Source organism: Gracilibacillus suaedae (assembly GCF_017599345.1).
GTDB lineage: Bacteria > Bacillota > Bacilli > Bacillales > Amphibacillaceae > Gracilibacillus > Gracilibacillus suaedae.
On record NZ_JAGFVL010000012.1, the window covers coordinates 47,289 to 69,122 of the forward strand.

Genomic DNA, 21,834 nt, shown 5'->3' on the forward strand with positions numbered 1-21,834 from the left:
TATATGAATTTTGCATAAAATAAGACAGTGTGTCCCTATCTCGACAGCCATTTTGTTTTCATGCATCCTCGCCCTAGTAGCAGAGAGTTACACGATGCACCTCGCTTTAGCTTTTCCAGTGAGGAACAAAATGGTCAGCCAGCGGTTCACATAGGCTACCTTTTTTACACAAAGTCCATTATATGATGCAAGGGAAGTAATGTCAACAGCTATATGTGGGCTAAATATATTTTTCTAAAATTTGAACGAATTGTTCTAAATATTTCTTGTCTGTTTCATCAAAGCGATTTTTATTAGGGCTATCAATATCTAATACACCGAAAATTTCACCGTCTTTAATAATGGGTACAACGATTTCTGATTGGCTTGCTGCATCACATGCAATGTGACCAGGGAATTGGTGTACATCTGCTACCAGTTGGGTTTTCTTTTCCGCAACAGCTGTTCCACATACTCCTTTGCCACTTTTAATTCGTACACATGCAGGTAGCCCTTGAAATGGTCCCAACACTAATTCGTCGTCTTTCCAAAGATAAAAGCCTACCCAGTTCACATCTTCTAAAAATTGGTTTAATAATGCCGATGCATTAGATAAATTTGCAATTACATCTGGCTCGTCATGTAAAAGGGCATCTAATTGCTTAATAACGATTGGATAATCTTTCTGTTTAGCACCGTTATAACTTTGTGTTTCAAACATATGTCCCCACTCCTCAATATGAATTTTATTTATCATACAACACATTGACTTAAGTGACAAATCATCAAACTTATTATAGGAAAAAACAGATTTCGATAAAAATATTCAAAAATAGTAAAATTTTTAGCAAAAAGGTGTAGAAACATGGTATCATAACAAGTAACAATAAACTCGTCTAAAAATATAAGGAAATTTAACTATACATATACAAGCTATCGGTTGTTTTGAAGGAGGATTACTTATGTTGGAATTCGTGATCGGTGGAATTCTTATTATTATTGTATTACTTGTTATTGGACTAATCTTTAGGAAAAAGGTCTATGATAATGTCGATCGCCTGGAAGCATGGAAGATGGATATTATGAATCGAAATGTTACGGCAGAATTGGCCAAAGTAAAACAGCTAAATTTGTCAGGTGAAACACAAGAAAAATTTGAAAGCTGGAAAGAAAACTGGGACTTCATTCTAACAAGAGAACTGCCAGATATGGAGGAATATTTGTTAGATGCAGAAGAAGCTGCAGATAGGTTTCGAATTAATGCATCGAAGAAAAATCTGCAACATGTTGAAAAGACTTTGCAAAATATTGAAAAGAATATTGAAGACATGTATACGGAACTTGATCATTTACTTAATTCAGAGAAATATGTTCGACAGGAGATTAAAGAATTAAATCCGAGAATTAAAGAACTGAAGAAATACCTCTTACATAATCGTACGCAATTTGGTCGAGCAGAAATTGTTTTTGAATCAGAATTAACGAAGTTGGAGAAACGCTTAGCAGAGTACTCCATGTTAACAGATGACGGAAATTATATGGAGGCACAAGATTTAATTGAAGCACTAAAAGACGAAATAGAAAATATAGAAGAAAGAATCAGTGCTTTTCCAGGTATCTATCGCCAATGCAAACAACAAATTCCAGAGCAGATGAAAGACTTGCTTAGAGGTATGGCTGAAATGGAAGAAGAAGGTTATCGTGTACAGCAGTTTGGCTTTGAAAAAGAATTAAAGCAATATGAAAATATGTTAAAAAATGCGATAAAAGAATTAGATAACGGTGAGACAAATAAAATTGAAGAATCATTAGAACAAATGGAAGAACGTCTGAATGAAATGTTTCAGTTATTGGAAAAAGAAGCAAAGTCAAAATCAATTGTAGAAAGTCAATTTCCGAATGCGAGACAACATTTAATTGATATTCAACAGCAGGTAGAAAGCACTTCTAATGAGATTAAAGAATTACAACAAACATACTATTTAGAAGAGGCTGATCTAGAATTGTTCCTTAGTATTGAAAAATGGCTTGCTAAAACAGAAAATCAATTTGAACAAATTGAAACTGAATATGAAGATCGTAAAGCAAATCATTTAGAAATTAAAGATAAATTGGATGCTTTCTCGGAGGAACTTGATAAGTTAGATAAAGCACAAGCAGATTTCCAGTTACAAATTAAAGATTTAAGAAAGGATGAAATGGAAGCAAAAGAACAGATTGCTAAATTAAAGCAACAATTAATCCATACCGATAAGAAGTTACAGAAAAGTAATATGCCAGGAATTCCTTCTTTTATTATCAATGCATTGGAAGAATCAACGGAAAAATGTGAAGTGGTTTTAAAACAGTTACAGAAACATCCGTTAGATATGGGGAAAGTGCAGCATAGTATTGCGGAGGCGACTAAATCCGTTAATAATTTTGTTGAGCAAACCAATTTGTTATTGGACCAAGCACGCTTAGTAGAGCTTGCTATTCAATATGGAAATCGATATCGAAGTAGTCATCCATTATTAGCTTCCCATTTATCGGAAGCAGAACAATTATTTAGAGATTATAAATATGAAAATGCATTAGAAACAGCGGTAAAGGCATTGGAGGAAGTTGATCCCAATGCCATGGCAAAAATTGAAGAGATGGATAAAGCATTTCAGCGAATGGCTAATTAGCGATAGCAAAGGTGGGAAGACATCATGAAATGGTTAGTAATGGCACTATCTACGGTGACAGTTACGACCTGGGGAATTGTTCTATTCTTTTATTTAGATTTAGGGCAAACAACCTATATATATGCTGATCAACATGAATCTGTGCAACATAAACATGATCACAAACAGACTAATTTTATATTTAGATCGAAGAAAATGCCCGACAATACTGACATTGGAGCACAAAACGGAGAATCGAGCAGGGCAGATACTGAATCTGAACAATCGCAGCAGGTTCAAAAATCTTTAGCAAACATGACTCTGGAATTGAATGATGACAATACAGTTTCTATTGATGAATTAATGTCGAAGTTAGGTATTGAGGTAGAATAATAAAGTCGAGAAGATATTCCTGTATTGATATAGGGATATCTTTTCTATTGTCAGAAGCAAACTTTTGTCAGGCATAACTTATTTGCACGATCGGTAAAATATGATAAGATATGCGAATGTTAATCGAAAAAAGAGGGGTTCAAGGATGATTTATTTAGATAATAGTGCTACGACAAAACCAAATCCACAAGTATTAGAGAGCTTTACGAAAGCATCTACTGAATACTTTGGTAATGCATCATCGATTCATGGGATTGGGATGGATGCGGAACGTTTATTACGTAAATCTCGAGAACAAGCTGCATCATTATTAGAGGTTAACCCGAACGAAATTATCTTTACATCGGGAGGTACAGAAGGCAATAACTTAGCGATTAAGGGAATTGCGCTGGAACATCAAAATAGAGGAAAGCATATTATTACCTCTTCTATTGAACACCCGTCCGTTATTGAAACATGTCAAGGTTTAGAAGCCCTAGGTTTTGAAGTGACCTATTTGGATGTGGATAAGTCAGGCTTAGTGGATATAGATAACCTAAAGAAAGAGATACGTGAAGATACAATATTAGTATCTATCATGCATGTAAATAATGAAATAGGCACGGTTCAGCCGATCAAAGAAATAGGCGAAGTCGTTAATAGCTATCCGAAAGCATTTTTTCATGTTGATTATGTCCAAGGATACGGAAAAGTCCCATTAAATATTCAAGCAAGTCATGTGGATTTATGTACGATATCTGGTCATAAAATCCATGGGTTGAAAGGAACTGGAGTTCTTTATGTAAAGCAAACAGTCAAGTTGTTTTCATTAGCTCACGGTGGTGGTCAGGAAAGAAGGATACGCTCAGGTACAGAGAATGTTGCTGGGATCGTTTCATTAGTAAGAGCGATGCGTCTCGCTAAAGAAAAGCAATCAGAACTTCATAAGAAGTTAACTACTTTAAAGCATGCATTAATAGAACAACTACAAAGGTTAGATAGAGTTGTAATCAATACACCCCAAATCGACAGTGCGCCGCATATAGTAAATTTCTCTGTTCGTGGATTAAAACCTGAAGTAGTCATACATGCATTAGAAGACTTTGATATCTTTATCTCGACTAAGTCTGCTTGTTCATCGAAGAGTGCGGATGAAAGTGCTGTGCTTATTGCTTGTGGCAAAGATCGGGATATTGCAATTTCCGGTTTGCGTGTTAGTATGTCTTATGAGACAACCAAAGAAGAGATCGATTATTTTTTTCAAAAATTGACCGAAGTTATTAAAAATTTAAGTGAAGTAATGGGGTAGATATCAATGCAATATGATCATATAGTAATTAGATATGGAGAACTTACATTAAAAGGCCGTAATCGAAAATTGTTTACAACGCAATTAGCTAAAAATGTCCGTCAAGCATTGCGCAATTTTCCGGCTATTAAAGTAGATAAAAAGCGTGACCGCATGTACATCGTGTTAAATGGTGAGAATCCGGAAGCAATCATGGAAAGATGCCAAAAAATATTCGGTATTCAAAATATGAGTGTGGCTCTTAAGGTCGAAAATGATGAAACAGCCATTAAAGAGCAAGCACTTAAACTTTTAACCGAAACAGAGAATGTTAGAACTTTTAAAGTATCAACCAAGCGTTCTAATAAAGAGTTCCCAATTGGATCACAAGAATTTAATCATGTGCTTGGTGGATACTTATTGTCCAACACGGATGGAATCACAGTTGATGTTCATCAGCCAGATTTGGAAATTACCGTTGATATTCGTTCAGAAGCAACCTATTTAACATCGCAAAAGGTTCCAGGAGCCGCTGGTCTTCCAGTAGGATCTTCCGGAAAATCATTGCTGCTTTTATCTGGCGGGATTGATAGTCCTGTTGCCGGTTATTTAACGATGAAACGTGGTGTTCAATTGGAAGCAATTCATTTCCATTCACCACCATACACAAGTGAAAGAGCGAAAGAAAAAGTATTAGATTTAGCGGAAAAACTGTCTTTCTATGGTCATTCGATCAAAGTGCATATTGTGCCTTTTACAGCATTACAGCAGAAAATACATCGTGAGATTCCTCATGGTTATTCTATGACAGTGATGCGTAGAATGATGATGCGTATCAGTGAAGCTGTTGCTGAACAAGAAGGAATCTTATCACTCGTAACTGGTGAAAGTCTTGGACAGGTAGCCAGTCAGACAATGGAAAGCATGCACGCGATTAATGCTGTAACCAATTATCCTGTTATTCGACCATTAGTCGCAATGGACAAAGACGAGATCATCAGAGTTTCAGAAGAGATTGATATGTATGATATCTCTATTCGTCCTTTTGAGGATTGTTGTACAGTATTTGTACCTAAACAGCCAAAAACGAAACCGAAATTGGAAAAAGTAGAGCAATTTGAAGCAAATATAGAGTTTGACCAAGATATTCAGGAAATATTGTCATCGATTGAAACCGTTGAGATAGAGGCAAAAGATAAACAAAAAGAGGAACTGGAGGATTTACTATAACAGTTGGATGAATTAACAACAACTACCAGTTAATATTTTGCATGATTTCACCTCTAAAAGTTCATGATAGTAATGTAGTCAAGAGGAGGTGAAAGCAAATGGCGAACAACAACAGTTCAAACAATCTAGTAGTTCCTGGAGTAAGCCAAGCTCTAGATCAAATGAAAGTTGAAATTGCACAAGAGTTTGGTGTAAACTTAGGTGCTGACACTACTTCACGTGCTAATGGTTCAGTTGGTGGAGAGATCACAAAACGTCTTGTACAAATGGCTGAACAACAAATGGGTGGTCAAGCAAATCAATAATAAAATGGAGGATAGTGCTAAGTGCACTATCCTTTTCTTATGGATGACTTTTTGCTATCGTTATATCATAATCAACAGAAGAATATTAGGCTAGGTGATAGAATGGGTACACTCTTTTATGGCGGTACAATTTACACAATGGAAGATGAAACATCGATAGCAGAAGCTGTTTATGTAGAAGATGGAACAATCATGGGCCTCGGGAAAGAATCAGAGTTAAGAAATACATGGATGAAAAGCATAGACGACGAATACAATCTGAGTGGTGCAACCATGTACCCTGGTTTTGTCGACAGTCATTTACATATAATTGGTCATGGTGAAAAATTGTTACATTTAGACTTATCATCTATGAAATCTGCAAATGGAGTATTACAAGCTTTAGAAAGAAAAGTACAGGAATTAGAACCAGAGGAATGGTTAATTGCAGATGGATGGAATGAAAATCAATGGACAGATGCCAGAATTATTAATAAAACAGAGTTAGATGAGATTTCGAGTGGACATCCTATCATATTATCCCGAATATGTCGCCATGCTGTCATTGTTAACTCAAAAGTATTGGAAATAGCAGGGATAACAAGGGAAACGGAAGATCCTCAAGGTGGGAAAATTATTCGAGACCAATCAGGGGAGCCAACCGGGTATTTATTGGATCAAGCCCAAGAATTAGTAAAGGAAATAATGCCGCAGATATCAGAATATAAACTACAGGAAACTGTTAAGGTCGCAATTGAAGATCTACTTCGATTAGGTTTAGTTGGTGGACATAGTGAAGATCTTTCTTATTATGGTGGGTTTGAACGAACATTGAATGCGTATCACAAGGTTTTACCTGAGAAGTATAAATTTAGAGCTCACCTATTAGTTCATCACCTTGTTTTTAATGAAATGTTAGACCAAGGTTTACAGTATGGTGATGGGGGAAAATTTACTACTCTTGGTGCAATGAAGATATTTTCGGATGGCGCATTAGGAGGAAGGACAGCCTGGTTGAGTGAACCATACCATGATGATCCTAGTAATGTCGGGATCCCAATTCATAAGCGGCATAATTTAGAGATTTTGTTTCAAAAAGCGCGAAAAACAGAGCATCCTGTAGCTGTTCATGCAATAGGTGATCAGGCGGTTGAGGAGATAGTAGCTTGTATCGAAAAGTATCCATTACATAATGGTTTAAAAGATCGGATCATCCATGCTCAAATTATGAATGACAGGTTATTGGACAGATTAAAGAAAATTCCTGTTGTGTTGGATATTCAGCCTTCCTTTGTTGCATCGGATTTCCCGTGGGTCAAGGATAGGCTAGGTGATAGAAGAACGAATGATGCCTATCCATGGAAAACCTATTTAAATAATGGCATTGCTTGTGCTGGAGGATCAGACGCACCAATTGAAGAGGTAAACCCGTTATTAGGGATTCAAGCGGCTGTAACAAGAAGATCAAACATTGATGGACAAGTGTATGGCAGTCACCAAAGGCTTTCGGTTTTTGAAGCGATCTCTTTGTATACCAAGGGCAGTGCCTATGTTATTAATCATGCCCATGACCGAGGTATGATCAAGCCAGGCTTTGTGGCGGATTTTACCATATTGGAAAAAGACTTGTTCAAATACGATCCGGAATTATTCCACGAAGTAAACGTACAAGCAACTATCGTAGACGGAGAAATTATGTACGAAAAACCAGAGGCATAACGCATTTGGTTTTAGTGTAAAAAGCATAAATTGCAAGTAACGTGTATTCTCGTAAAAATCGGGCATTAGTGCGGACATTCCTTCCGTTATTTGTGACGAAAGTGGCGTTTTTAGGCTGCTTGCGGACACCTATTCCGCTATTCGTCGAAAAACACGTCAATTTTTAACGAAAGGAATCAAATAAGGGATTAAATGTCCGCCAACATCGAAAAAAAGGTGATATTGTCCCAAATACCGCACTAAATGTCCGACCAACATAACAGTAGGATAACGTTCTACTTACAAGAAAGTTCGTTGAACGCGATCCCAGAAGGAGTTGTTTTTCAGCTTCACGGTTTTAATCCGTTTATCACTTAGCTGAATCGTTAAAGTTTGTATGTTTCTTATCGAGTAAGCCTCATTATCAAGCCCTACAATCGGATAATCATTACCATCCTGAATGACTTCCAGACGCAAAGTTCGATCTTGATTTAAAACAAACGAAGAGCCTAACGTACGGTAGCGGTTATTGTTTAAAGAAGCAAGCTCCGTTACTTGCAAACATGGAATTTTCGGGTCAATCACAGCACCTGAAGTTGACTTATTATAGCCTGTACTTCCAGTAGGAGTTGCTACAATTAATCCATCTCCACGAAAGCGTTCGAAATGATTATCATCTATAAATACATCTATAACAATCGTTTTAATAATAGCTGAGCGAATAGCTGCTTCATTTAAACAATGGAATGTTGACTGCCCATTAATCGTAACATCAATTATCGGAAAACGGCGAACCTCAATACTATTATTTTTCATTGATTCCACCATTTCACCATACTGGTCAATATTAAAGTCGCAGTACAAGCCTGATTCATCTGCTTGCGTAATGCCAACATATAAGCAATCCTGACGAAAGTTTGTATGACGGACAGCTTGCAAGAATTCACCGTCCCCACCGACGCTGATTATAATATTAGCTTCTTTAGCCTCTTCTACGATTTGAAAGCCTTGACTTTTAACATATTCAAATAGCGGTTCCAATTTTTTAATAAGTTCCTCGTTTTTCTTGTAGTAAAAATATAAATTACTTCTGTTGTCCATTTTCTTTCCTCCTAACAAGCATATGTATCTGTTCTCATCTTATCATGATTTATAAGGCTATCCCATTGATAACTTTGATTATTTTGTGTTGATTGTTACGACTTTATGATTAATCTAGTATTTACTCGTAAATAATAAGGATGAGGTGAGAATATGCTGATTGTCTTATTATTGATTATAATCGTTCTTTTCATTATCATACTGTTAATTTTTCTAATGTCGAAAGTATATATATCATTGGACTGGCAATGGGATGAAGAGGATAAAAATGTCCAATTTAAAATCAGTATATTGCGTTTTACTTTTTATCAAGAGACAATCGATTTCACTAAGTTAGATTTACCATCTTTCGAAACAGATAATAATGGGGATATAAAGAAGAGGTATCATCTTGTAAAAAGTTTGTTGAAAAAATCAGAAATCGAAACTTTACACACCAAAACAATTGTTGCTACATACGATCCATCGATTACAGCATATCTTTACGTGTCTATCACCACGTTAGCTGAATGGATTAAGGCTCATTATAGTAGTAAAAGAGACGTTGAAATTAATATAGCAGCAGATTTTGAACAAGAAACTTTTCAATCAGTAGGTGAGTGCATGATATCGGTAAAATTGAGTAAGACTATCAAAGAAATGAAGAAAATGAAAAAAATACGGAAGGAGTCAGTAAATGATGGAAGATAATAACCAAAATGTGCACCCGTTAGAAGGATTTATGAATTTAACGATGGCTAATTTAAAACAATTAATTGAAGTGGATACAGCAATTGGGAAACCAATAGAAGTTCCAGATGGCAGTTTGATCATTCCATTATCCAAAGTAAAATTTGGCTTTGCAGCTGGAGGCAGTGAGTTTGTACCTGGTGGAGGACAAGATCAGCAGGGTGAAGAAAGTGGGCAAGAGGATAATCAATCAGAATCGATCATCCCGTTTGGTGGTGGAAGTGGTGGAGGTGTTTCTATCATACCTTCAGCGTTTGTCATTGCTAATAAAGAAGGAGTCCGACTCTTACCACTCAATGAATCCACGACCGCTTATGAGAAAGTGTTAGAGAAAAGCCCGCAAGTGATTGACCAGGTTTTGGATATGTTAAAACAAAGAAGAGATGGAAAGCAGCAAGGTAATGATATGTAATGCTTCTCAGTAGACAATTTGATTTCACTGCCTTCATAATATAGTGAGACTTCCATTAGTGGGATTTACACCACTGATGGTTAGCGAAACTTATCAGGGTGTTAGATCCATGCTTATCACTAGGATCCGTTGCAAAAACTTGCAGGAAGTTAGCACCGTGATAAGATAGGCAGTGAATCATTTTGTATATTGTGGAGGGAACAAAAAATGTCGTTTGATATAGAAAAAGCTTTTTCAGATTTGGATCAACTAACATCTACTATAGAAGAAACAGAAAATGAACCATATTTAGAAAGTTTAATTTTTGCGTTACGTGCTATCCAAACTGAAGAAGCATTAGATTTACCTACTAAAAAGACAGCAGATAGTTTAGCATCACTTAAAAAATCATTTTATAGTGAAGATACTACAAGTGAATCGATTCGAAAAGTCATTCAGCTAGCCTTAATTAAAGGAATGAAGGGATCTACTCAACATCAACACGTTGTAACGCCTGACAGTGTCGCTATGTTTATGGGCTATTTTATTCAAAAGTTAATGCCTAAGACTAACCATTTACGACTATTTGATCCAGCAAGTGGTGCGGCGAATTTGTTAACTGCTGTGATTAATCAGGTAGAAGCAGATGTTACGGGATATGGAAGTGAAATTGACCCGACATTAATTCAATTAGCAGTAGAAAGTTCGAACTTGCAAGAGGTTGAGGTTGAATACTTTCACCAAGATAGTTTAACTCCATTATTGTTAGAACCGGTTGATGCGGTTATAGCTGATTTACCTGTCGGATATTATCCAGATGATGAACAAGCGGCCAAATTTGAATTAAATGCTGATCAAGGACATGCTTATTCACATCATTTATTTATCGAACAGAGTATGATCTATACAAAAGATGCAGGTTACTTATTATTTGTTATACCTAATTTCCTTTTTACTAGTGACCAAAGTGATAAATTACAAAAATACCTACGCAATAATGCCCATATATTAGCATTGCTACAATTACCATTATCGATGTTTTCTTCCGAACAGCATGCTAAAAGTATCTTAGTCTTACAGAAGCAGGGTAAGGATACAAAGCCACCAAAGCAAACATTAATGGCCCAATTGCCATCCTTTAAAGATGTCAATAAGACCCATAATATCCTTCAAAAAATCGATAATTGGTTTAAAACTGAAAAGTGAGAAAAATCAGAAAATAAAAATTTTACGAAGCAAACGTTACCATTTGATATTCCGGTTGCAAACTTATTCTGACGGTGTTTAAATGGATATGGGAATGTTTGAACAGATGTAAAAACATTGATTTTTTTAGTCAGGGTAAGTAAACGAAAGAATGAAAGGATTGAAAATGTTGCGTAAAATTTTAGCTGTAAACGCTGGAAGTTCTTCACTGAAGTTTCAACTAATTGAAATGCCGGAAGAAAAAGTGTTGTCAAAAGGACTAGTTGAACGAATTGGCATTGCTGATTCCGTTTTTTCTATTGAATTTGATGATAAGGAAGATGAAGAAACTAGAGATATTCCTGATCATGCTGTAGCTGTCAAGCTCTTACTTGATAAATTAACATCATTTGGTGTGATTAAAAGTTTGGATGAAATTGATGGTATTGGGCATCGTGTTGTACATGGTGGAGAGAAATTTAATGATTCGGTCGTGATTACGGATGAAGTAATTAAGGAAATTGAAGAAGTATCTGAGCTAGCACCGTTGCATAACCCAGCAAACTTAACAGGTATTCGTGCTTTCCGTGAAGTGTTACCAGATGTTCCTTCTGTAGCAGTATTTGATACAGCATTTCACCAGACAATGCCTGAGCAATCTTATTTATATAGTTTACCATATGAATATTATCAAAAATATGGCATCCGTAAATACGGATTTCATGGTACATCACATAAATACGTCTCTGAACGTGCTTCAGAGTTAATGGGTGTACCTTTGGAACAATTACGTCTGTTATCTTGTCACTTAGGAAATGGCGCAAGTATCGCAGCAATTGAAAAAGGTAAGTCAATTGATACTTCTATGGGCTTTACACCTTTAGCTGGTGTGACAATGGGGACAAGGTCTGGAAATATTGACCCGGCCTTAATTCCATATATCATGGAAAAAACTGGACAATCTGCTTCAGAAGTAATGAATGTGTTAAACAAGAAAAGTGGTATGCTAGCTTTATCCGGATTTTCTAGTGATTTACGAGATATCCAGGAGAAAGCAGAAAATGGTGACAATCGTGCTGAATTAGCACTTCAAGTATTTGCAGAAAGAATTCATAAATACATTGGTTCTTACGCAGCTAGAATGCATGGTGTGGATGCAATCATCTTTACGGCTGGTGTAGGTGAAAATAGTATAACCATTCGTGAACGTGTATTAAAAGGATTAGAGTTTATGGGTGTATACTGGGATCCAAGCCTAAATAACATTCGCGGTAAAGAAACATTTGTAAACTATCCGCATTCACCTGTAAAAGTAATAGTTATCCCAACTAATGAGGAAGTAATGATTGCTAGAGATGCTGTTAGGTTGACACAATAAATTTATTGTAAAAAAGATCTTTATCCTATTTAAATAGGGAAAGATCTTTTTTACTTGTATAACGAATGTTTACGCAAACGACCAGAGATATGCGACTTCACGAGTCTTCATACAGGAGAAAGGAAGATTTCTTTTGATAATGATTAAGCCTACTATTATAATTCAATGTTCAACATAGTAATAACTGAAACTTACTTATCTTGAGATAAAAAAGTATGGGAAATTATTTGACAAAATTGCTTGAAAGTTTGGGAAATTTCAGTTATATTATAACATGATTATATATTACATAATCTTTACAAATATTTAAAAGAGGGGGGTTTAGATTAATGAAATCTAAACATTTAGTTTTAATGTTATCTCTTCTGTTTGTGCTATCGATTGCACTTGTTGCTTGTGCAGGTGACGGTGAACCGGAAGAAACAACAGATGAAAACGATTCAGCAGAAGAAGGCAGCGAGAACGAAGAAGCTGCAGGTTCCGGAGGAGACTTAGTGATAACTGTACCATCTGATGTAGTTTCACTATCAGCTCAAGGGCAAAATGACGTACCTTCAAGTAATGTACGTGAAAATATTTATGAAACACTAACTACGCTGAACGAGGATCAAGAAATTGAGCCAGGTTTGGCGACTGATTGGGAACAAGTTGATGATGTAACATGGGAATTCCATCTGCAAGAAGGTGTCACGTTCCATGATGGTGCTGAATTCAACGCTGAAGCAGTTAAAAAGAGTTTTGATCGTTTAGCAGATGAGAAAATTGCTTCTCCGTATGTATTCTTAATAGAACAAGTTGAAAGTATTGAAGTGGTTGATGATTACACCGTTAGATTTAATTTAGAGTATCCATATGCTCCATTATTAGCTAATCTAGCGCATAGTGGTACAGGGATTATGAGTCCTACTATTATTGATAAAGATTATGAACAACTAGAAGATGGTGGCGATGTTGACGAATATATCAACAAAGAACCTAGTGGTACAGGACCATTTAAATTAGAAGATTGGACTGCAGGTGAGAGCGTAACATTAACACCATATGAGGATTATTGGGGAGACAATGCTAAATTAGACTCTGTTCAATTTAAAGTAGTATCAGAACAAAGCTCACGAGTAGCAGAGTTAGAAACAGGTGTGACTCATGTAGCGGATCAAATTGGACCGAATAATATGTCTCGGGTTGATGGTCTAGCAGATGCAAGTGTTTTACAATCTCCAAGCGTTTCGGTATCTTATATCGGATTTAATACAGAGAAAGAACCATTTGATGATGTCCGAGTGCGTCAAGCACTTTCTATGGCAGTGGATAAAGATGAGATCATCAATGGTGTAATGAATGGTGTAGGTATCCCTGCAATTGGTGCTTTAGCGCCACCTGTATTTGGATATGATGATTCTATTGAAGGTTTACCGTATGATGTAGAAAAGGCGAAAGAATTATTAGCTGAAGCAGGATATGAAGATGGGTTTGAAACTACTATCTGGACAAATGATAATGAGCAGCGTGTTGATACAGCAGTAGCACTTCAAGCACAATTAGGCGAGATTGGTATCGATGTTGAGATTCAAGAGTTAGAATGGGGAGCATACTTAGAACGTACTTCTAATGGAGAGCATGATATGTTTATTCTAGGTTGGTCTACTGTAACTGCTGACGCTGATTATGGTTTATATCCATTATTCCATAGCTCTCAGCAGGGTGAGCCAGGAAACCGTTCTTTCTTAGCTGATGATGAAGTAGATGAATTATTAGATGAGGGACGTCGTGAAACAGATCCTGCAGCACGTCAAGAAATTTACACTGAAGTACAGGAAAAGCTTGTTGATCTTGCTCCTATGATATATACGCATCACCAAGAGTATCTACTAGGTGTAAGTGATTCAGTTAAAGACTTCAGCATCAATGCACAAGGTATCTACCAAATTAAAGATGCATATATTGAAGAATAAGTATAAAAAAGGAAGCCTACTGTGTTGGCTTCCTTTTTTAGTATTGAAAATGAGAATATCGATAAGGCAAAGTTCTTTAAGACTAGTTTGATGTCCATACATACGTGATACGGTAATTATTTGAATAACCTACAAACAGAGCAGTGTTCAAAACGTTAAGGTGAGCATATCGAGGAGAATGTGATTATCTTGTTATAAATCTTAAGGACTATAAAAAATGAAAAAAACGATAAGAAACTGTTTATCACGGTGTTAAACGTCCGTAATACCAATACACCACTTCCAGATTCGGGCATAAGCAAAGAAGCTAACGGGTATAAACGGACGCTAACTTCCTGATATGTTTCGCTAATAATCAGTGGGGGTTTTAACTAAACTCCAACTGATTGAAGTCTAGCTTTATCATGTGCTAAACGCCTGTAAGACCTCCGCTTCAGTTTCAATTAACAAAGGGATATTAGGTTTTTAGGAATGATAGCGCCAACACCCTGATCAGTAGCGAAACTTCATCTGTACGTTGTTTTTGTATACATTGTTGCTAATTAGAAAAAAGTCCTTAAGAATTAGGGTATAATTTAGAAGAAGGAAGTGATTGCATTAAATTTATAAAATCAATGGACTTCATTGTTATTTTGATATTTACACTTTTATTCCTTTATGACTATTTCCCTAGGTTACCACTTGCAGACTTCATCCCAAAAAGCGTTTTAGTTGCTCTCATTTTAGGAGTATTATGGTTTAGTTTGATGTTCAAGAAGTACAGAGACTCAGATAATAAAGAGATACTAAAATGGCAAATTTCTATGACCATCTATTTCCTTTTTTTAATGGGGATATTTACAATTTTAGGAGGACAATCATCTTCAGGTATAGCCTTTAAAAATAAGTTTTTGTGGCTAGTTTTATTAATTTCCATATTTGAAATGCATTCACAGTGGAAGAAGGTAAAAAGTTCAGAAGCATAGGTATTCTGTTGTATACTTTCAAAAAAACACTGAGCGATGAATGTGGAGGTAACTGTCCAATTGTTTCTTTGCGACAATCTATAGGTTTCAGCAAATAATACTTGAAATGTAACATCTAATTGTTGAAGCATATGAAGGAAAAGGATATGAGAAAAGAGCTTAGATTGCTTTAAGCAATCTAAGCTCTTTTCTTCATTAATGCTCTGCTGCAATTTTTTCAATGTGATGACACGCAGCACGATGACCTTCTTTCATATTATCCAAATTACGCAATTCAGGAACTTCCTGTCTACAAATATCCGTAGCGAAAGGACATCTTGTGTGGAATCTGCATCCTTGCGGTGGATTAATAGGAGACGGTACATCCCCTTTCAAGATTATTCTTTCTTTCTTTACCTCGGGATCAGGTGTCGGAATCGAAGAAAGTAACGCTTTCGTATAAGGGTGCTGAGGATTATCAAATAATGATTTTTTATCAGCAATTTCTACGATTTTACCTAAATACATTACAATAATTCGATCGGAAATATGACGAACAACACCTAAATCATGTGCAATAAATAGAAATGTCAAATTAAATTCTCTCTGAAGCTTCTTAAGTAAGTTAAGAACTTGTGCCTGTACAGATACGTCAAGAGCAGATACAGCTTCATCACAAATGATTAATTTTGGATCAACAGATAATGCACGTGCGATCCCAATACGTTGTCTCTGGCCACCTGAGAATTCATGTGGATAACGATCGATTTGATCGGCGTTTAGTCCGACTGTTTCTAGTAATTCGATTGCTCGTTCACGGCGTTTTTCCTTTGGTACAGCATTTTGTATTGCCATAGCTTCCGTTAAGATCTTTCCTACAGTTTGTCTCGGATTAAGCGAAGCATAAGGATCCTGAAAGATTACTTGCAAATCTTTTCGTTTCTTCCTCATGTCTCTTCTACTTAATGAAAGTAAGTCGACACCATCAAACTCAATGGAACCATCTGTCGGTTCGTCTAAGCGTAGAATGGCACGACCCGTCGTTGATTTTCCACATCCAGACTCACCCACAACACTTAAGGTTTCACCTTCATATATATCGAAAGTAACGTCATCAACAGCTTTGACATGATTTACAGTTCTTCCTAAGATTCCCCCTTTAATAGGGAAATGTTGCTTTAAATTATTCACTTTCAGCAGTTCTTTTTGACTCACGTACATTCACCTCCGGATCTCCGTCCCAACGGTCTGTGTAAACCCAGCAACGTACTTCGCTACCATCTGCCTGAGTATCTAGACTTGGCAATTCTTTTTCGCATAACTCTGTGGCAAACGGACAACGTGGTGCAAAACGACAGCCGACAGGCATATCTTTTGGACTTGGTACATTGCCTTTGATAGGCTCTAATTCATCTACATCGGTATCATGTCTAGGGATAGAATTAAGTAACCCTACCGTATATGGATGTTTAGGAGATTTAAATATTGATTTAACATCTTGGTATTCTACTACTTTACCACCGTACATAACAGCGACATAATCACAAGTTTCTGCAACTACTCCCATATCATGGGTAATCATAATTACGGACATTCCTAAATCTTTTTGGAGATCTTTGATTAACTCAAGAATCTGCGCTTGGATGGTAACGTCTAGTGCAGTAGTAGGTTCATCAGCTATTAGTAACTCTGGATTACAGGCAAGTGCCATAGCAATCATGACACGTTGTCTCATACCACCAGATAATTCATGCGGATATTGCTTAACACGTTGTTCAGGTGATGGAATACCTACTAAACTTAGTAGTTCAATGGCTTTTTTTGTACCATTCTGTTTATTAAGCCCTTGGTGTACTTTTAATGTTTCACGAATTTGTTGACCTATTGTATAAACGGGATTCAAAGAAGTCATTGGCTCTTGAAATATCATAGAAATTTCATTACCGCGAATGTTTTGAATCTCTTTTTCGCTTAGTTTTGTAAGATCTTTTCCTTTAAAGTTAATTTCTCCACCCATAATCTTTCCAGGTTTATCTAGAAGCTGAAGGATGGACATAGCAGTAATACTTTTCCCTGAACCTGATTCACCAACAATACCTATCGTTTTTCCTTTTGGTAGTTTGAAGGAAACACCGTCAACAGCTTTTACTTCAAAATCTTCCACTAGAAAGGAAGTTCTTAAATCCTTTATATCCAAAATTGTTTCTTGACTCACATCGCTCACCTCTTTCTGAATGAGTTAATCCATATTAATTCGTTTGTTTAGAAATTTATAAGATATATCGACGATTAAGTTAACAAATACAAAAACAACTGCGATAACAAGTACAGCTGCCTGTACAACAGGGAAATCTCTAGCAAGGATTCTATCAATGATTAATTTTCCCATACCATTAATAGCGAATACAGACTCTGTTAAAACGGCACCAGCTAGTAAACTACCAAACTGTAAACCAATGACAGTTACGACCGGTATCAGCGCATTTTTAAGAGCATGTCTGTATATAACTACTCGTTCTTTTAACCCTTTTGCTCTTGCTGTACGGATATAATCTTGAGAAATGACATCAAGCATGCTTGATCGTGTCATTCGGGCGACTACAGCTGCACCCATTGTTCCTAAGGTTATAACCGGCAAGATAACTTGCTCAGGTGATCCCCAGCCTGTTGGTGGCAACCAACCAAGTTTAATTGAAAACCATTGCATAAGCATTAAACCGAACCAGAAGTTTGGCATGGATAGCCCGAATAAAGCTACTAGCATAATTCCTACATCAGCAAATGAATATTGTCTCACAGCTGAGATAATTCCTGCTATTAAGCCTAGGAAGACACTAAATATTGTACTATAAACCGCTAATTCAAAGGTAACCCAAAATTTAGGCCACAGTTCTTCGCTTACTGGTAAGCTAGTTCTCCACGAACTTCCGAAATCTAACATAACAGCGTCTTTAACAAAATTAAAATATTGTACTGGGATAGGATCATTGAGACCTAATCTATTTTCTATTTGCTCAATTGTTTCTTTTGGAGCATTCTCACCAGCAATGATTTGAGCTGGGTTCCCTGGAGTAAGGTGCATAAGTGAAAATACAATAATGGATACACCTAAAAGAACAGGGATCAATTGAATGAGACGTCTGACAATAAATTGAAACATTGGCGCACCTTCTTCCTTTATTTTTTATTCATTTTAGGATCTAACGCATCGCGTAAGCCATCCCCGAATACATTAAATGCTAATACAATTAGCATGATGACTAAACCAGGGAATAGAGCGATATGTCCTGCTTCCCACATGAAGTCTCGTCCATCACTCAATAATGCACCTAACTCAGGAGATGGAGGTTGTTCTCCCATTCCCAAGAACGAGAGACCACTTGCAGTTAAAACCGCATTTGCAATAAACAAACTCATTTGTACAATAATAGGAGATAGAATGTTTGGGAAAATATGTTTTGAAATAATTCGCAAATCTGATGCACCTAAAGCTTTCATGGCATCAATATACTCCAAGTTCTTAGTAGCAAGTGTAGATCCACGTACAATCCGTGCAAAGGTAGGAATCGCAAAGATAGAAATTGCATAAATAACATTTGCACGACTAGGTTCTAAAATACTAACCAACGCTAGTGCTAATAAGATACCAGGGAATGCTAATAATATATCCATCAAACGCATGATGACAGAATCAATTTTGCCACCATAGTAGCCTGATATGATTCCAATAATCACACCTGCAAGGCTACCCAGAATTGTAGCAGTAAAACCGATGAACATGGTGATACCTAAACCATGAATAACTCGAGTAAAAATATCTCTGCCATGATGGTCTGTACCAAACCAATGCTCACCAGATGGGCCTTGTAGTTTTACGCTATATTCTGTGTGATCCGGGTCAATGCTGGTAAGATATGGACCTATTATCGCTATAATGATAAGAATAAGGATTAAATATCCTCCAACTAGCGCACTTTTGTTTTTTACCAGTTTTTTATAAAAGTCTTTTAATGACCTTTTCCATGGACTTTCAGCTTTTTTAATTTTGATATTTGCTTGATCAATTTGATTACTGTTCAAAGTATGACCTCCTTTTATCCAAAATCTATCCCCAATTATTATATAGGAAAGGTTATTTAATGTAAGTGGGCTGTTAAATAAATTAACAAAACATCTCCTACATTTTACATTTGATAATAACGATAGCAATCTTTACGTATGGTTGTAGAATGGTGTCGCTTATTATCAAATACAAGTAGACACGAAAATAACTATACCATATAACTGGCAAGAAATTAATTAATTAAAAAAAATAAAAAAATTCAAACTTTTCTAATAATTCAGAAAGGTAGCATGGTTTCACTAAGATATTTGACTTAATATGTAACTTTTATATGAAAAATTGCCTTTTACAATACAAATGATAGAGAGCTTGTGATTTCTCTCTATCATTAGTAAAACTGTAATTAAAGGAAGCAATTAACTCCTAACTACTAAGACATCACATCTAGCATATCGGGTAATACTTTCTGAAACACTTCCTATTAAAAACCTTTCTACCGCATTCATCCCTGTTGCACCACATATAATCAAATCGGAGTCAAACTTTTTAGCAAGATCTTTCGGGATTTTAATTTTCGGTGACCCAATTTCTACATGTGTCGTAATATCTGTAATTCCTTGCTTACTCGCTTTATCTTTATATTCATCAAGTAGCGTTTGCGCATAATTTTCTGAGCGAGCTGCAAGTGTTTGATCATACACTTCAGGTGCAACAGTGGTAATGGTCCTTGTATCAATCACATGTGCTAAAAACATCTTCGCGTCATTTCTTAGAACGATGTCAACAGCTTTCTTGAATGCTAATTCTGAAGCATCTGAACCATCCACTGCTACTAAAATACGTTCATATTCAAAAGGCATCATTATCTCTCCCTTCACGTCTATAGTCTTATTATATCATGTATCCGCTTTCAGGTGAAAGGTTGAATAAATTTTTCTTAAAAGACAAGAAAGTATAATTTTGCGCAGATGTCTAGCTAGGCGACTTCACGAATCGCCCTATGATAAGTCATCATCGGCTCGCTTTTCTCAGTGATTCCTTTATCTCAGTTGATTCTGAAGTCACTACGTTTCGAAACGTGCGCTCTGCACTTTTCTTATTATTCATATACCACTATTAACCATTGCTAAAACTTCATGTATCAAATAGAAATTATCTACACTTTAATAGAAAAAAATAAGACAATCATGTAACATATAAGATAAGTGAGAAGTAAGATTAAGGAGGAAATAACATGGGACACGCCTTTATTACGGCTGGAACAAAAGGCCTAGGGTTAAAAGTAACAGAGGTATTTATCAATAAAGGACATGCTGTTTCTATTACATACTTCAGGGATCATCAGCGTGCAAAAGAAATGTTAGAAAAATTCCCAGATGCATCGATTGAGATCATTCAAGCTGATGTCTGTAATAAAGATGATCTAACAAAAGCTGTAAAAAAAGCCGTGGAAAGGTTTGGAACCATTGATTATTTAATAAATAATGCAGGACCATTTATATTCGAAAGGAAAAAATTAATCGACCACACAGAAGAAGAATGGAATCAAATGATTCGCGGCAATTTAGATGCTGTGTTTCATCTGTTACAATTAACAATACCAGCAATGCGAAAGCAGCATTTTGGCAGAGTTGTCAATTATGGCTTTCAAAGTGCTAATACTGCAGCTGGCTGGGTTAATCGATCTGCATTTTCGGCTGCAAAGGTGGGGTTAGTATCATTAACCAAGTCTATTGCATATGAAGAAGCCGAAAATGGTATTACATCTAATATGGTATGTCCAGGCGACATTGTTGGTGAGATGAAGGAATCATCCATAGTGGAAAGCAGAAAGTCCGAAGATCCCAATACACCAATTGGGCGTTCTGGAACAGGTGAAGATATTGCCCGAACGGTAATGTTTTTCTGTGAAGACGATGCAGATATGGTAACAGGTACCGTTGTTGATGTAACAGGTGGATTAGATGTTATTCATCAACATCGATAAATTTTTTAAAAAAACTGAAACCTTTTTTAACGTTGTTCGTATCTAATTATAACAACCCATTAAAGGAAGAAAAGAGGTGTACCATTGGGTTTCTTTTCCAAGTTATTTAATAAAAAAGAAAAGAAAGCAACTGTCAGAAAAAGAGATTTGCTTTCGATAGAAGTGGGGGATATTATTGAATATGATTTAGCTGATTATGAAGTGGTTGGAAAAATAATTTACAGAGAAAACAATTATAAATGGTACAGTTATCAGCTTTTAGGGGAAGCAAGGACAATTTGGTTATCCGCCGAGATGGATGATGAATTGGAACTAGGTATTTATGAAAAAATTCAGCTTCCTGAAGCAGACAATTTCCCTAATCAGTTAGTATTTAATAACAAAACCTACTCTCTTGATGAAAGTGGTCAGGCAGATGTGACTGGTGAGGGAAGAAGCAGTTCGCTTACAGGTCAACGCATTCGTTATGCTGAGTATTGTGATGCAGATGAACAATCTTTTATTAGTGTGGAAGAGTGGAATAGCGATGTAGAAGCAAGCGTTGGTTACCCAATTGAAAATTATGAAGTTAAAATTATTGCAGGTTCACATTAATTATTATTTAG

The 21,834-nt window shown here is 36.2% G+C and carries 21 protein-coding genes; 13 read left to right on the forward strand and 8 right to left on the reverse strand.

Annotated elements, in window-relative coordinates; all coding sequences use genetic code 11:
• Positions 1-220: 220 nt before the first annotated feature.
• Entirely contained in the window at positions 221-700 is a 480-nt protein-coding gene (locus J5J03_RS02070) for a GAF domain-containing protein (protein WP_231710566.1), read from the reverse strand.
• Positions 701-941: 241 nt separating this feature from the next.
• Here J5J03_RS02070 and ezrA point away from each other — a divergent pair, with 241 nt between their 5' ends.
• The 6 genes from ezrA (at position 942) to J5J03_RS02100 (ending at position 7,520) form a co-directional block, all read left to right on the forward strand.
• Positions 942-2,648, forward strand: coding sequence for a septation ring formation regulator EzrA (gene ezrA, locus J5J03_RS02075; protein ID WP_208585863.1), 1,707 nt, complete (start codon positions 942-944; stop codon positions 2,646-2,648).
• Positions 2,649-2,672: 24 nt separating this feature from the next.
• Positions 2,673-3,020: a hypothetical protein gene (locus J5J03_RS02080; protein ID WP_208585864.1), complete on the forward strand. Its 348-nt coding sequence runs from the start codon at positions 2,673-2,675 to the stop codon at positions 3,018-3,020.
• 145 nt (positions 3,021-3,165) lie between these two features.
• On the forward strand, positions 3,166-4,308 hold the full coding sequence (locus tag J5J03_RS02085; RefSeq protein WP_208585865.1) for a cysteine desulfurase family protein: 1,143 nt from the start codon (positions 3,166-3,168) through the stop codon (positions 4,306-4,308).
• A gap of 6 nt (positions 4,309-4,314) precedes the next feature.
• The gene (gene thiI / locus J5J03_RS02090) at positions 4,315-5,517 is read left to right on the forward strand and encodes a tRNA uracil 4-sulfurtransferase ThiI (RefSeq protein ID WP_208585866.1); all 1,203 of its coding nucleotides are present in this window, start codon (positions 4,315-4,317) and stop codon (positions 5,515-5,517) included.
• A 98-nt stretch (positions 5,518-5,615) separates the two neighbouring features.
• Positions 5,616-5,822: an alpha/beta-type small acid-soluble spore protein gene (locus tag J5J03_RS02095; RefSeq protein ID WP_018933566.1), complete on the forward strand. Its 207-nt coding sequence runs from the start codon at positions 5,616-5,618 to the stop codon at positions 5,820-5,822.
• A gap of 102 nt (positions 5,823-5,924) precedes the next feature.
• Entirely contained in the window at positions 5,925-7,520 is a 1,596-nt protein-coding gene (locus J5J03_RS02100; RefSeq protein ID WP_208585889.1) for an amidohydrolase, read from the forward strand.
• Between the two features lie 279 nt (positions 7,521-7,799).
• Here the strand turns inward: J5J03_RS02100 and J5J03_RS02105 are convergent, their stop codons facing one another.
• Positions 7,800-8,600, reverse strand: a complete 801-nt coding sequence (locus J5J03_RS02105) for an NAD kinase (RefSeq protein WP_208585867.1) — start codon at positions 8,598-8,600, stop codon at positions 7,800-7,802.
• 153 nt (positions 8,601-8,753) lie between these two features.
• Here J5J03_RS02105 and J5J03_RS02110 point away from each other — a divergent pair, with 153 nt between their 5' ends.
• The 5 genes from J5J03_RS02110 (at position 8,754) to J5J03_RS02130 (ending at position 14,235) form a co-directional block, all read left to right on the forward strand.
• Positions 8,754-9,290, forward strand: coding sequence for a hypothetical protein (locus tag J5J03_RS02110; RefSeq protein ID WP_208585868.1), 537 nt, complete (start codon positions 8,754-8,756; stop codon positions 9,288-9,290).
• Complete coding sequence (gene ytfJ, locus J5J03_RS02115) at positions 9,280-9,741, forward strand: GerW family sporulation protein (protein WP_208585890.1); 462 nt, start codon at positions 9,280-9,282, stop codon at positions 9,739-9,741. Before J5J03_RS02110 ends, ytfJ begins: the two co-directional genes overlap by 11 nt.
• A 207-nt stretch (positions 9,742-9,948) precedes the next feature.
• Entirely contained in the window at positions 9,949-10,926 is a 978-nt protein-coding gene (locus J5J03_RS02120; protein ID WP_208585869.1) for a class I SAM-dependent methyltransferase, read from the forward strand.
• A 169-nt stretch (positions 10,927-11,095) separates the two neighbouring features.
• Positions 11,096-12,283 carry an acetate kinase gene (locus tag J5J03_RS02125; RefSeq protein WP_208585891.1) on the forward strand — a complete coding sequence of 396 codons (1,188 nt, stop codon included), beginning with the start codon at positions 11,096-11,098 and terminating at the stop codon, positions 12,281-12,283.
• Positions 12,284-12,612: 329 nt separating this feature from the next.
• Positions 12,613-14,235 (forward strand): glutathione ABC transporter substrate-binding protein, encoded by a 1,623-nt coding sequence (locus J5J03_RS02130; protein WP_208585870.1) that lies wholly within the window; start codon positions 12,613-12,615, stop codon positions 14,233-14,235.
• 811 nt (positions 14,236-15,046) lie between these two features.
• On the opposite strand, the gene J5J03_RS02135 is transcribed toward J5J03_RS02130, so the two are convergent.
• The 6 genes from J5J03_RS02135 to J5J03_RS02160 form a co-directional block, all read right to left on the reverse strand.
• Entirely contained in the window at positions 15,047-15,439 is a 393-nt protein-coding gene (locus tag J5J03_RS02135) for a hypothetical protein (RefSeq protein ID WP_208585871.1), read from the reverse strand.
• On the reverse strand, positions 15,396-16,400 hold the full coding sequence (locus J5J03_RS02140) for an ABC transporter ATP-binding protein (RefSeq protein ID WP_208585872.1): 1,005 nt from the start codon (positions 16,398-16,400) through the stop codon (positions 15,396-15,398). The genes J5J03_RS02135 and J5J03_RS02140 overlap by 44 nt, the downstream gene beginning before the upstream one ends.
• Entirely contained in the window at positions 16,363-17,394 is a 1,032-nt protein-coding gene (locus J5J03_RS02145) for an ABC transporter ATP-binding protein (RefSeq protein WP_208585873.1), read from the reverse strand. The genes J5J03_RS02140 and J5J03_RS02145 overlap by 38 nt, the downstream gene beginning before the upstream one ends.
• 24 nt (positions 17,395-17,418) lie before the next feature.
• Positions 17,419-18,339 (reverse strand): ABC transporter permease, encoded by a 921-nt coding sequence (locus J5J03_RS02150; RefSeq protein ID WP_208585874.1) that lies wholly within the window; start codon positions 18,337-18,339, stop codon positions 17,419-17,421.
• Positions 18,340-18,356: 17 nt separating this feature from the next.
• Positions 18,357-19,259: an ABC transporter permease gene (locus J5J03_RS02155; RefSeq protein ID WP_208585875.1), complete on the reverse strand. Its 903-nt coding sequence runs from the start codon at positions 19,257-19,259 to the stop codon at positions 18,357-18,359.
• Positions 19,260-19,658: 399 nt separating this feature from the next.
• Positions 19,659-20,102: a universal stress protein gene (locus J5J03_RS02160; protein WP_208585876.1), complete on the reverse strand. Its 444-nt coding sequence runs from the start codon at positions 20,100-20,102 to the stop codon at positions 19,659-19,661.
• Positions 20,103-20,476: 374 nt separating this feature from the next.
• Here J5J03_RS02160 and J5J03_RS02165 point away from each other — a divergent pair, with 374 nt between their 5' ends.
• Together J5J03_RS02165 and J5J03_RS02170 are read left to right on the forward strand one after the other, a co-directional pair.
• On the forward strand, positions 20,477-21,229 hold the full coding sequence (locus J5J03_RS02165; RefSeq protein ID WP_208585877.1) for an SDR family oxidoreductase: 753 nt from the start codon (positions 20,477-20,479) through the stop codon (positions 21,227-21,229).
• Between the two features lie 84 nt (positions 21,230-21,313).
• Positions 21,314-21,823 carry a DUF4178 domain-containing protein gene (locus J5J03_RS02170; protein ID WP_208585878.1) on the forward strand — a complete coding sequence of 170 codons (510 nt, stop codon included), beginning with the start codon at positions 21,314-21,316 and terminating at the stop codon, positions 21,821-21,823.
• Positions 21,824-21,834: the final 11 nt, after the last annotated feature.

Coding starts and splice junctions, on each gene's coding strand:
- J5J03_RS02085 (WP_208585865.1), top strand. CDS start 3,166: ATGATTTATTTAGATAATAGTGCTACGACAAAACCAAATCCACAAGTA.
- ytfJ (WP_208585890.1), top strand. CDS start 9,280: ATGGAAGATAATAACCAAAATGTGCACCCGTTAGAAGGATTTATGAAT.
- J5J03_RS02070 (WP_231710566.1), bottom strand. CDS start 700: ATGTTTGAAACACAAAGTTATAACGGTGCTAAACAGAAAGATTATCCA.
- J5J03_RS02120 (WP_208585869.1), top strand. CDS start 9,949: ATGTCGTTTGATATAGAAAAAGCTTTTTCAGATTTGGATCAACTAACA.
- J5J03_RS02095 (WP_018933566.1), top strand. CDS start 5,616: ATGGCGAACAACAACAGTTCAAACAATCTAGTAGTTCCTGGAGTAAGC.
- ezrA (WP_208585863.1), top strand. CDS start 942: ATGTTGGAATTCGTGATCGGTGGAATTCTTATTATTATTGTATTACTT.
- thiI (WP_208585866.1), top strand. CDS start 4,315: ATGCAATATGATCATATAGTAATTAGATATGGAGAACTTACATTAAAA.
- J5J03_RS02110 (WP_208585868.1), top strand. CDS start 8,754: ATGCTGATTGTCTTATTATTGATTATAATCGTTCTTTTCATTATCATA.
- J5J03_RS02105 (WP_208585867.1), bottom strand. CDS start 8,600: ATGGACAACAGAAGTAATTTATATTTTTACTACAAGAAAAACGAGGAA.
- J5J03_RS02080 (WP_208585864.1), top strand. CDS start 2,673: ATGAAATGGTTAGTAATGGCACTATCTACGGTGACAGTTACGACCTGG.
- J5J03_RS02165 (WP_208585877.1), top strand. CDS start 20,477: ATGGGACACGCCTTTATTACGGCTGGAACAAAAGGCCTAGGGTTAAAA.
- J5J03_RS02140 (WP_208585872.1), bottom strand. CDS start 16,400: ATGTACGTGAGTCAAAAAGAACTGCTGAAAGTGAATAATTTAAAGCAA.
- J5J03_RS02160 (WP_208585876.1), bottom strand. CDS start 20,102: ATGCCTTTTGAATATGAACGTATTTTAGTAGCAGTGGATGGTTCAGAT.
- J5J03_RS02130 (WP_208585870.1), top strand. CDS start 12,613: ATGAAATCTAAACATTTAGTTTTAATGTTATCTCTTCTGTTTGTGCTA.
- J5J03_RS02150 (WP_208585874.1), bottom strand. CDS start 18,339: ATGTTTCAATTTATTGTCAGACGTCTCATTCAATTGATCCCTGTTCTT.
- J5J03_RS02100 (WP_208585889.1), top strand. CDS start 5,925: ATGGGTACACTCTTTTATGGCGGTACAATTTACACAATGGAAGATGAA.